Below are 11,424 nucleotides of genomic sequence, written 5' to 3'. Positions count from 1 at the left end.
AGGAGGTTGGCTTAGAAGCAGCCATCCTTTAAAGAAAGCGTAACAGCTCACTGGTCTAAATAAGGGTTCCTGCGGCGAAAATGTAACGGGGCTCAAGACGTGCACCGAAGCTTAGGGTGTGTAGTTTACTACACGCGGTAGCGGAGCGTTCCGTAGGCTGATGAAGCGATCTGGTAATGGGTCGTGGAGGTATCGGAAGTGCGAATGCTGACATGAGTAGCGATAAACAGGGTGAGATGCCCTGTCGCCGAAATCCCAAGGGTTCCTGCTTAAAGCTAATCTGAGCAGGGTAAGCCGGCCCCTAAGACGAGCCCGAAGGGGGTAGTCGATGGGAACCACGTTAATATTCGTGGGCCTGGAGGTGTGTGACGGATCTCGTAAATTGTTCGCTCTTATTGGATTGAGCGGGCTTTGAAGAGGTTCCAGGAAATAGCCCCTCCATTATAGACCGTACCCTAAACCGACACAGGTGGGATGGTAGAGTATACCAAGGCGCTTGAGAGAAGTCTCCTGAAGGAACTCGGCAAATTGCCTCCGTACCTTCGGAAGAAGGAGGCCCTCATTCCGGGCAACCGGTTTGAGGGGGCACAGGCCAGGGGGTAGCGACTGTTTAGCAAAAACACAGGGCTCTGCTAAGTCGGCTTCAAGACGACGTATAGGGCCTGACGCCTGCCCGGTGCCTGAAGGTTAAGTGGAGTGGTGCAAGCTGCGAAATGAAGCCCAGGTAAACGGCGGCCGTAACTATAACGGTCCTAAGGTAGCGAAATTCCTTGTCGGGTAAGTTCCGCCCTGCACGAATGGCGTAACGACTTCCCCACTGTCTCCAGGACATGCTCCGCGAAATTGAATTCTCCGTGAAGATGCGGAGTACCCGCGGTTAGACGGAAAGACCCCGTGCACCTTTACTGCAACTTCAGAGTGGCATTAGGAAAGAGCTGTGTAGCATAGGTGGGAGGCTTTGAAGCATCGTCGCCAGATGATGTGGAGCCATAGGTGAAATACCACCCTGCTGTTTTCTGATGTCTAACCTCGATCCATGAAACTGGATCAGGGACCCTCTGTGGCGGGTAGTTTGACTGGGGCGGTCGCCTCCTAAAGAGTAACGGAGGCGCGCGATGGTAGGCTCAGGACGGTTGGAAACCGTCTGCAAGAGTGCAATGGCATAAGCCTGCCTGACTGCGAGACTGACGAGTCGAGCAGAGACGAAAGTCGGTCATAGTGATCCGGTGGTCCCGAGTGGAAGGGCCATCGCTCAACGGATAAAAGGTACGCCGGGGATAACAGGCTGATGATTCCCAAGAGCTCATATCGACGGAATCGTTTGGCACCTCGATGTCGGCTCATCACATCCTGGGGCTGGAGCAGGTCCCAAGGGTTTGGCTGTTCGCCAATTAAAGTGGTACGTGAGCTGGGTTCAGAACGTCGTGAGACAGTTTGGTCCCTATCTGCCGTGGGCGTCGAAATTTGAGAGGAGTTGACCCTAGTACGAGAGGACCGGGTTGAACATACCTCTGGTGTACCTGTCGTGGCGCCAGCCGCGCAGCAGGGTAGCTATGTATGGACGGGATAACCGCTGAAAGCATCTAAGCGGGAAGCCTCCCTCAAGATAAGATTTCTTAGAGCCGTGGAAGACCACCACGTTGATAGATCGGATGTAGAAGCGCGGTAACGCGTGGAGCTAACCGATACTAATTGCTCTATTCGCACTTAAGAGTCCCGCCATCAACGACAAGCCTGACTGGTTTGTCCGCGATATGTGGATGATTGATCAGACAAAATATTGCACGGACATCGATTGAAACCCTTTTTGACCTACGCCGGCTTCATTGCTTGGTGACCATGGCGTCAGTGACCCACCCGATCCCATCTCGAACTCGGCCGTGAAACCTGACAGCGCCGATGGTACTGTGACTTAAGTCCCGGAAGAGTAGGACGTCGCCAGGCATTGTAGCCGGCGTAAGGTCGAAAAGCGGAAAACCCATTCACAAAGTTAGAGGCCGGCAGCGATGCCGGCCTTTTGCTGTTTTGCCGGTCCCAAGGGACCGCAAGCTGGTTGACGCGGGATGGAGCAGCCCGGTAGCTCGTCAGGCTCATAACCTGAAGGTCGTAGGTTCAAATCCTACTCCCGCAACCAACTTAATTTGCAAGGCCTCCTCGGTTAACCCCGCAGGAGGCTTTTTTGTGTCTGGGCACGCACATAGCTCGAGGATCGCCGCCAATTCGCCTCGAAGATAGATCGCAAGCTCATCTCCTTCCGGCACAAACACCACGCCGGCGATGAGTTCGCGGATCCTTTCAAATGCTTCGGCTCGGAGCGTTTCATCCTCGAAAGCTTCCGACAGAGTGGCGATCTTTGAATGATACAAGCCAGCGAGATCAGGTTGCATTACGATGTCGCCCACGTTGGTATCGACATCATTGATTGCGAGTTGGCCTTCCAAGGTTTGCTTGCGGGCCTGCCACTGGTTCATCTCCTCGATGAACATCGTTGGATCGACACCTTTCATGATGGCGCTCTTGAGCATGCTGAGCTTTTCTGCGACCTCGGCATCTCTCGCTCGTGTTCAGGGCGGAGGCTGTCGCTTCGCTTGCGGAGCTTGGCCATCTCCGCTGCATATTCGTCCTGAAATGCTTCCAGCACCTCTTTTTTGCATAAGTTCGTTCTGGAGGCCGGCGAGTATCCGTCGATCGAGAACGTCCTGTCGTACGGAAAGACGGTTGGTGCAAAATGCTTCGCCCTTCTTGGCCGACCCTTGGGACCTAAATCGGTGTTTGCCGCCCTTTGCGAAGGCCGATCCGCATATGCCGCACGTCATCTTTCCGCTCAGCAAATAGCGAGGGCGCTGCTGTTCCCAGAACGGGCGAGATGAACCGCCCCGGGATTGCCGGAGGCCCTAACTCCTGAGAGGAAGGGCCTGTGATGAGTAAGACAACGAACAAATTTGCACCTGAGGTTCGCGCACGTGCGGTACGGATGGTTCTGGATCACGAAGGCGATCATCCATCACGGTGGGCAGCCATCGTGTCGATCGCAGCGAAGAGCGAAGATCGGCTGCGTGCCGCAGACGCTTCGTGAGTGGGTGAAGAAGGTCGAGGTCGACAGCGGCAAGCGCGCCGGTGTGCCGACCGAGATGGCTGATCGCCTCAAGTCCCTTGAGCGCGAGAACCGCGAGTTGCGGCAGGCCAACGAGATACTGCGCAAGGCGTCAGCATATTTTGCCCAGGCGGAGCGAGCCTAATCCTCTGGCGCCCGTTCCGGAGATGACGGCCTTCATTGACGAGCATCGTGAGGTTTATGGGGTCGAGCCGATCTGCCGGGTTCTGCCGATCGCCCCATCCACTTACCACGAGCGTGTCGCTCAGCGACGAGATCCAGGGCGGCTTTCAGATCGTGCCCAGCGCGATCGAGATCTGAAGCCCGAGGTGGTCCGTGTTTTTGCCGAGAACTTTGGCGTTTACGGGGTGCGCAAAGTCTGGCGGCAGATGAACCGTGAGGGCTTTGGTGTTGCACGATGCACCATCGAGCGGCTGATGCGCGACCTGGGCTTGCAGGGTGTAATCCGGGGCAAGCCGGTGCGCACGACGATCAGCGACAAAGCCTCGCCTTGCCCGCTCGACCAAGTGAACCGGCAGTTCCATGCGCCGGCGCCCAACATGCTCTGGGTGTCGGACTTTACCCTCGCCTTCGCGAGGGCAGGCTCTATGTCGCGACATGGGCAGGCTTCGTTTATGTGGCCTTCGTCATCGACGTTTATGCCCGCTACATCGTGGGCTGGCGGGTCAGCAGGACAGCGCATGCCAGCTTCGTCCTCGATGCCCTCGAGCAGGCCATCCACGATCGCCGACCTGTTCATCGTGGCGGGCTGGTCCACCACAGCGATCGTGGCAGCCAATATGTGTCGATCAAATATTCGGCAATATCCCGCCCGCCGAAGCAGAAGAGCGATATTACGCCATGCCGGACGACGTCTCCATGGCCGCGTAACTTAAACCAAATGGCCTCCGGCAGTCCCGGCGCGGTTCACCCCCGTAGTTCGAGTGGGAGCTTCGGTTGAAGGCTTGCGGGGTGTCAGCCGATCCAACACCTCGCACAAATATTGGGATCCGCATTGTTAGACGGGAAGCTGTCGCTTGCGGGATCAGGCATTCGGCGCAGCGACGTCCGTTTATCCGCCAGCGGTGTCGGCGCCGTGTCGCTGCTTCCGCCATTCAGCCCATTCGGCCGCGATCATGGCCTTGCCTGCATCGGCAGAAAAGGGGCGGACAAAGGGACCGAAGCCGAAGCATTATTGGGAAAAGGGCAGTTTGGTGGCGATCTGACTCGGCGGCCCAGACAATATGTTCGGTCGCACGGGTCGTCAGGAGACGTCACCAGTTCGGCAAGTTCATCCTAGGCGTTTAGGCACCGAGTACGACGGCGCCCACCTCGACGATCCTAATTCCCTGCAGCAGCGGCAACAACACTCTCTCCTTCGACAATTATCTCGATATAGAGACAAATATGTCCAAAAATAGAGATAAATTTCAGCCACTGATAGGGTAGGGCGGAGCCGTCTCTGCCTTGGCGCTGGCAGTTTTTGCGGCAGTTAGCCGTGGGGTAAGCGCGCCAGCGATACAAAAAACCACCCATCATAACCCGCTTTTACCCGATTTGGGCCAACCACAGATTTTCAGGCGATCTACAGTCGCATGACAGATTGAAGACGACCAAGGGATTCAGGGCTTAGACCAACAGAAATAGGAGGGGGCGTTATGATGCGCGTTTGTCTAAATCGTGCGGCGGTGATGCGGGGATCGATCGGGGTGTCGCTGTTGGCGCTGGTATGCGTGCAGCCGGCCTTCGCCCAGTCCGAAGTGGCGGATGAATCCGACATCGTGGTCACCGCCGCAACGGCGACCACGGCGACCAAGACCGACACTCCGATCCTGCGCATTCCGCAGGCCATCGAAGTTGTGACGACCGAGGAAATTCAGAGCCGCGGGGGCCAGAATATTCGCGAAGCGCTGCTCTATACGGCGGGCGTGTCGAGCGCGACCGGGGGGGATGACTCGCGTGGCGATTTCAACAGCATTCGCGGCCATGAATCGGTCCTGTATGTCGATGGCCTGAAGCGCAATTACGGCTTCGTTTTCATGCCGCGCGTCGACATCAACACACTGGAACGGGTCGAGGTTCTCATCGGCCCGGCATCCGTGCTTTACGGCTCGGGCAGCGCCGGCGGTCTCACGAACTTGCAGACCAAGCGCCCGCAGTTCGAATTCGGCGGCGGCGCCAGCATCAGCTACGGTACGTTCGACCGCAAGGAAGCGACGGTCGATATCACCGGGCCTTTGAGCGATACGCTGGCCGCGCGTTTCGTCGGCGTCGTGCGCGATTCCGACTCGCGGATGGACTATACGCCCAACGACCGCATCCTTGCGCAGGCGGCACTGACTTGGAAACCGACCGACCGCACCGACATTACGGCCATCGGCATTTATCAGCATGACAAGAACCCGCCGAACTACAACATCGTACCGCTGGTCGGTTCGCTCTACGCGCTGCCCGGTCAGCGTATCCCGGATTCGCGTTTCTTCGGCGAGCCGGGGATCAACAAGGGCGACAAGGAATATACTGCGCTCAGCTTGCTGGCGACCCATGCGTTCTCGGACGTGCTTACCTTCCGCAGCTCGAACCGTTATACCTGGGCGAATACCCAGCAGGCGGAATATTATCTGGCGACCTATTTCGGCGCGGGGCCGCTCGATCCGTTCGTGCCCGCCGGCACGACGCAAGTGCCCCGCAACCTGTATGCCATTGACGTCAAGTATGATGTCTTCAACACCGACAACAGCCTAGCGTTCAAATTCGATACCGGGTCGATCTCGCATCAGCTTCTTGCTGGTGTCGACTACTCCTATTTCAAAAACGCGTATAAACAGGTCTTTATCGGCTTTATCGACACGATCGACGTCTATAATCCCGTCTATGGCACCGGTGCCGCGCCTGTTTTCGGTGCGACCACGACCGAGGTGCTGAAACAGACCGGCTTCTACCTTCAAGATCAGATCGATTTCGGCGAGGTCGCATCGCTTGTCCTCGGTATTCGTCACGACCGCTATCGGCGAAACGAAACCGCCAAGCCGCAGGAAGCCACGAACAAGACGACCAAGCGCGCCGGCCTGACGATCAACGCCACGCCGACGCTTGCACCCTATGTTAGCTATGCCGAATCCTTCCTTCCGATCGTAGGTCAAAACCAGCTCGGCCAGACCTATGTGCCCCTTGTGGGCAAACAGAAGGAAATCGGCGTCAAGTGGCAGCCGCTCCGGTCGACGATGCTGCGCGTGTCGCTCTATGATCTGGAAGAAAACAACGCGCTGCGGACCGATCCGCTCAATCCGTTCCTTCAGACCCAGACCGGCACAAAGAAATCGCGCGGTGTCGAGTTTCAGGCCAATCACAATGTGGAGGACGATCTATCCCTGACTGCCGCCTTCTCCTACGCAACGGCCGAGCTTTCGGGCGAGAACTTTCAGACAGCTGGCATTCCGAAGTATACCGCTAGCCTTTTTGGCACCAAGACGGTGGAACTGACCAGCGACGTGAGGCTGCGTCTGGGTGGTGGCGTGCGCTATCAGGGTAAGCAGACGTCGCGGAGCGGCGCGTTCATTGTGGTTTCGCCCAGCTACACACTGGTCGATGCGCTGGTGGCCTTTGACTACAACAAATGGACGCTGCAGCTGAACGCGGTGAACCTGTTCGACGAACGCTATTATCCGGGGTGCTCGGCTTTTGGTTCGTGCGCGAATGGCGAACCGCGGACGGTGCAGGGGACGCTGAGCTATCGGTTCTGAACCGACCATAGCCAATATCTTGATGGGGCGGCGGCCGGGGCATCCCCGACCGCCGTTTTTCTTGGGGCACGCGTGAAGCCGTAGGGAGAAGCAAGGCGATGAGCGGACAAAGGTCGGACGAACTGCTCGGGATGGGCACCCGCATCACACGGCGCGATTTTTTCAACGGCGCGATGGTGGCGAGCGGTGCGGCACTGGTCGCGGGATGCGGTGGCGGTGCGGGCGGCGACAGCGGCAGTCCCTGGGCACCGTCGGGCTCTTCATGGACGGGCTATGGCGGGGTCGGCGATTATGCCTGGTCGAACGGCAATACCCAGGCGGTGGTCAACGCCGCGCACGCTATCCGCGATCGCCTCTATGCCGACCCTGCGGCGAAGCCGGTCGACGAGGATTTCGATCTCGTGATCGTCGGTGGCGGTTTTTCGGGCATGACCGCAGCCTATGAATTTTCGAAGCGCGCGGCGGAGGGCCAGACCTGTCTGCTGCTCGACAATCATCCGGTCGTCGGCGGTGAAGCGAAGCAGAATGAATTCGACGTCGACGGCCATCGCCTGATCGCACCGCAGGGATCGAACGGTGCCATCGTTCCGCGCCCCGGCTACGTCCGCGGCAGCTTCGGCGACGGCACCTATGACATCTTCACCGACTATTACCGTGAGTTCGGCCTGCCGACCCAATATGATCTCGAACCGCTCGGCGGCGGGGCGGAGAAATATGAGCTGACTGACTATCATTTCGGTCCGATGGCCCCCGCGTGGGAAAAAGCCTATGCCACCGGCTATCATTTCCCGGGGACGGGCTGGGTCAAGGACCCGACCAAGGATGGTTTCGCGAACACGCCCTGGCCGACGCCGGTGCAGAAGCAACTCGACGATTTTGTCGCCGACCGGCGCGACGGGTTGGCGGGGGTATCCAATCCCGAGGCATGGCTCGATTCGATCACCTATTACGACCTGCTCGACAAATTGGGCTATGGGGCCGAGGTCCGAAGTTACATCGATCCCGGCATCGCGGTCGGCAATTACGGCATGTGCGGCAACGCCATCTCGGGATATGCGGCGCACCGGCTGCGGCTTCCGGGCACGACGATCAAGGACAAGGTCCTTTCATCGTCCGACATCGGTCTTGTGTCCTTTCCGGGCGGCAACACCGCCTTTATGCGCATCATGCTGCAACGGATGATCCCCGGCGCGATCCGGACCGAAGGCGAGGGCAGTTTGGCGCCCGTCGGCGGGACGATGGACGCGTCGAAGCTCGACCGGCCGGGCAACAAGATCCGCATTCGTTCGGGCTCGACCGCGATCGATGTGCGGCATCCGGGCGATCCGGCGAAGGCCGATCATGCGATCGTCAGCTATGCCCGTGACGGCAAGGTGCGGCGGGTTCGCGCCAAGGCGGTGGTGATGGCGTCGGGCGGCTGGGTGAACCGCAATATCGTCGCCGATATGCCGGACGGCTATCGTACGGCCTATGGCGAGTTCCATCACGGCCCGGTGATGGTCGCCAATGTCGCGCTCCGCAACTGGCGCTTCTTCGACAAGCTGGGCATCAGCAATGCGCGCTGGTTTCAGGCGCTGGGTTGGCATGCCTGCATCCGGCGCAACGTCGACATGGGCGCGGCCAAGCCCTTCACCCCCGACAGCCCGACCGTGCTGACCTTCTACATCCCCTTCCTGCATCCCGAACTGCCCGGTCCGCAGCAGGGGCCGGCAGCGCGGGCGCGGCTGTTCGCGACCAGCTACGCCGATTTCGAGCGGCAGCTGCGCGAGCAATTGACCGTGGGTTTTGCCGCGGCCGGCTTCGATGCCAAGCGCGACATCGCGGGGATCATCCTCAACCGCTGGGGCCACGCCTATGTCGCGCCGCAGCCGGGGTTCTACTTCGGGCGCAACGGCGCGTCGCCGCCGTCCGACATCATCCGCCAGCCGCACGGTCGCATCGTCTTTGCGCATTCGGAACTGCTGGGAGAAATGGCGATGGCGCATGCGATGCACGAGGCATACCGCGCGGCAGGCCAAGTTATGGCAATGCTGTAGAGGTCAGGTTTCGGCCCACATCCGCCAGAGGTCGCTGGTGTTGCGGGTCAGCGTGTCGAAGGCCGCACTCTTGCCGCTTTCGGCGAACATCGTCGCGCGCAGATTTTCCAGCTCGAACAGCACGCGGCGCTTGTCGGTTTCGCGCACTAGGCTCTGAATCCAGCCGACCGCGACATCGCGCTGGCCCGAGACGATTTTGGCAACCTGGTGGACCGAATTGGCGGGATAGAGGATCGCGGCGCCGGCGGGCAGTTTGAACGCGCGCGTGCCCGCGGGCTCGTCGATCTCGAGTTCGCCGCCCTCATAGCTGTCGGGATCGGACAGGAAGAGCGTGTAGGCCAGGTCGATGCGCGCCTGCGGGCTTTCGCCCATCAACGCATTGTCGACATGCGGGCCATAGCCCATGCCGGCGGTGTAACGGCTGAACAGGATCGGGCGCATGACGCGCGGCATCGCCGCCATCGCAAAAAAGCGATTGGCCGCCAGCGCTTCCGAGACCATCTCCTGCATGGCGACATAGTCCTTGGAGTTGCTGGCGACCTGTTTGTTTTCCTTGACCCCGGTGGCGGCCCAGCCCGCGGTCTCTCGCCCGTCGATGAAGCGCTGCCTGCCCATCATAGCGACCAGCTTTTTCAGCTGGTCACCATTCAGGATATCGGGGATGCAAATCAACAAATGCCGGTCCCTACATATCGGGCGCGGCACCCTTTTTGAGCGCATGCGCCTTGCCCGAAACGGTCCCGTCGGGCTTCACCATCGCGACGCTATCCATCACGAAGAACATTGTATAGCAACCCGTGATCTGCGACTTGCCGGCCCAGGCAACGTCGACGCACAGCTTGTTGTCTTCGGTCTTCCACGTGCCCGTCACCGGTTCGTTGACCTGCGCGCTGCAGACGCCTTCATAGAGCAGCAGGCCGTCGCCGGGGACTTCCTTCTTGGGACACTTCTTCACGTCGACCGCGTCGTAACGGATGTTGTAACCGCCGACCTTGCCGTCCGCGCCATATTGGTGCGCATAATGATAGGGGATGGCGAGGGTGTTGCCCGTCAGCGCCTTGCCGATCTGCTCGGTCGTCAGCGCGGGAAACGACAGCGTCGGCCAGACGCGGTGCGAACCGATACCGTTTTCGCCGCCTTCGCCTGCGAGCATCAGCGACAGCGCCTTGTCGAAACCGGTCGGGTAGACAAGCTCGCTCGGCTGGGGGGCGGTCGGTGCGTTGGGGTCGGCGGCGGTTGCCGACACCGCCAGCGTCGTAGCGGCGGCGGCGCCCGCGGCTACCGTCCATAGCTTCATCGTGAATTTCTGCATGTCAAAGACCTCCCAATTGACGACCCAACCGGCGCCCGATGCGCCGAATCTGCCCTCTGCGAACACAGCATAACGGGGTAAGGAGGTCAGCAGGGTCGTTGGGTAAGCCGGGGGTAGTAAGGGTAAATTTCTGCCCCCTTCAGCCAAACTCTTGTCTGGGGCCGACCCGCGGACGTTTCCGCCACCAGAGCAGCACGCCGAGAATGATGATGGTGGTCAGCCATATTCCGATCGAGAAGGTTAATAGGCGCCCGGCAAGGCCCAGACTTTCGCCCGTGTGGAGCGGGTAGAAGGAGCCGACGAAAGCCTCTCCGGCACTGGCGTTGGTCGCGGACCAGGCGCCGCGGATGCCCCCGTCATTGGCGTCGACGATGACCAAGCTCCCGCCATATCCGCCGCGATATAGTTCACCCGGCGCGCGCACCCAGGCATAATAGCTGGCGTCCGCGGCCGACGGCATCGTGGTGCCGACAAAACGGCTTCCGGGGATCGCCACCACTGCCGCCCGCGCTGCGACGGTAAAGCCGACGGGCTTTCCGGTTGGCGGATTGGCGGGCAGGCTGACTTCCTCGACGCCGACCAGCGCGTGCACCTGTTCCTCGAACAGCATGAGGCAGCCGGTGCCGACGATGACCAGCGCCGGTAATCCCGCCCAAAGGCCGAGGGCCTTGTGCCAGCTGTAAAACCCGGCAGTCGATCCACGCCGCCCCCCGGGGCGCAAGGCTTGCCGCCATTGGCCGCGCCGCGGCCAGGCGACGATGAAACCGAAGATCAGGTTCGTGAAAAGAAGGGTGCCACTTACCGCCAGGATCCAGTGCCCGGTCGTTCCCGCGACCAGCGTGAGATGGATCTCACGCATTAGCCCGAAGAAGCTGTAACTGTCGGCTGCCCGGTCGCGCAAGACCGCGCCGGCACCGTCGATATATGCCTTCCGGCTGACCCCGTCGGGGTCGTTGAACAGGATGATATAGCGGTCGGACAACCCCGCGGTCGTCCAGATCCAGTCGACCTTGGCATCGCCGCCGGCGACCGCGAACCCCTCGATCCGGCGTTCGATCGCGGCGAGATCGGTCGGCTGGTGCCGCGTCGCCAGCATCGCGTCTTCGGCTTCGAAATGGAAGGCGAGCAGGATACCCGTCAGAGCCTGGACGAGCCAGATCGCCGCCGCACCCAGACCGAGCCAGCGATGGAGCTTTATCACGATCGTCTTTCCGGATGTGCTCGCTGCCGGGCAATTCG

The 11,424-nt window shown here is 60.1% G+C and carries 6 protein-coding genes, 1 tRNA gene, 2 rRNA genes, 1 pseudogene and 1 other annotated feature (1 of these 11 running past the window's edge); of the genes and pseudogenes, 6 read left to right on the top strand and 4 right to left on the bottom strand.

Annotation, left to right across the window (positions count from 1 at the left end):
• The 3 genes from ACREBX_RS15505 to ACREBX_RS15495 all read left to right on the top strand — a co-directional run.
• Nucleotides 1-1,711 (top strand): 23S ribosomal RNA (locus ACREBX_RS15505); it begins 1,110 nt to the left of the window's first position.
• 118 nt (nt 1,712-1,829) lie between these two features.
• Nucleotides 1,830-1,944 (top strand): 5S ribosomal RNA (rrf, locus tag ACREBX_RS15500).
• Nucleotides 1,945-2,057: 113 nt separating this feature from the next.
• Nucleotides 2,058-2,134, top strand: a tRNA-Met gene (locus ACREBX_RS15495).
• Between the two features lie 430 nt (nt 2,135-2,564).
• Here the strand turns inward: ACREBX_RS15495 and ACREBX_RS15490 are convergent.
• Nucleotides 2,565-2,831 (bottom strand): zinc ribbon domain-containing protein, encoded by a 267-nt coding sequence (locus ACREBX_RS15490; RefSeq protein ID WP_431562641.1) that lies wholly within the window; start codon nt 2,829-2,831, stop codon nt 2,565-2,567.
• An 89-nt stretch (nt 2,832-2,920) separates the two neighbouring features.
• Here ACREBX_RS15490 and ACREBX_RS15485 point away from each other — a divergent pair.
• The 3 genes and pseudogenes from ACREBX_RS15485 to ACREBX_RS15475 all read left to right on the top strand — a co-directional run.
• A pseudogene (locus ACREBX_RS15485) lies at nt 2,921-3,914 on the top strand (IS3 family transposase); the annotation flags it as partial.
• Nucleotides 3,209-3,336 (top strand) — a sequence feature (AL1L pseudoknot). Its footprint overlaps the pseudogene before it by 128 nt.
• Before the next feature lie 838 nt (nt 3,915-4,752).
• Nucleotides 4,753-6,837, top strand: coding sequence for a TonB-dependent siderophore receptor (locus ACREBX_RS15480; RefSeq protein ID WP_431562640.1), 2,085 nt, complete (start codon nt 4,753-4,755; stop codon nt 6,835-6,837).
• Between the two features lie 98 nt (nt 6,838-6,935).
• The gene (locus tag ACREBX_RS15475; protein ID WP_431562639.1) at nt 6,936-8,873 is read left to right on the top strand and encodes an NAD(P)-binding protein; all 1,938 of its coding nucleotides are present in this window, start codon (nt 6,936-6,938) and stop codon (nt 8,871-8,873) included.
• A 3-nt stretch (nt 8,874-8,876) separates the two neighbouring features.
• Here ACREBX_RS15475 and ACREBX_RS15470 read toward each other — a convergent pair whose 3' ends face one another.
• The 3 genes from ACREBX_RS15470 to ACREBX_RS15460 form a co-directional block, all read right to left on the bottom strand.
• Nucleotides 8,877-9,593 carry a Fe2+-dependent dioxygenase gene (locus ACREBX_RS15470; RefSeq protein WP_431562638.1) on the bottom strand — a complete coding sequence of 239 codons (717 nt, stop codon included), beginning with the start codon at nt 9,591-9,593 and terminating at the stop codon, nt 8,877-8,879.
• Nucleotides 9,559-10,185 carry a hypothetical protein gene (locus tag ACREBX_RS15465; RefSeq protein WP_431562637.1) on the bottom strand — a complete coding sequence of 209 codons (627 nt, stop codon included), beginning with the start codon at nt 10,183-10,185 and terminating at the stop codon, nt 9,559-9,561. Before ACREBX_RS15465 ends, ACREBX_RS15470 begins: the two co-directional genes overlap by 35 nt.
• Before the next feature lie 139 nt (nt 10,186-10,324).
• On the bottom strand, nt 10,325-11,386 hold the full coding sequence (locus ACREBX_RS15460) for a PepSY-associated TM helix domain-containing protein (protein WP_431562636.1): 1,062 nt from the start codon (nt 11,384-11,386) through the stop codon (nt 10,325-10,327).
• Between the last annotated feature and the right edge of the window lie 38 nt (nt 11,387-11,424).

This window comes from Sphingopyxis sp. (assembly GCF_050725655.1).
Lineage (GTDB): Bacteria > Pseudomonadota > Alphaproteobacteria > Sphingomonadales > Sphingomonadaceae > Sphingopyxis.
This window is presented reverse-complemented; position numbering and strand designations above follow the sequence as displayed.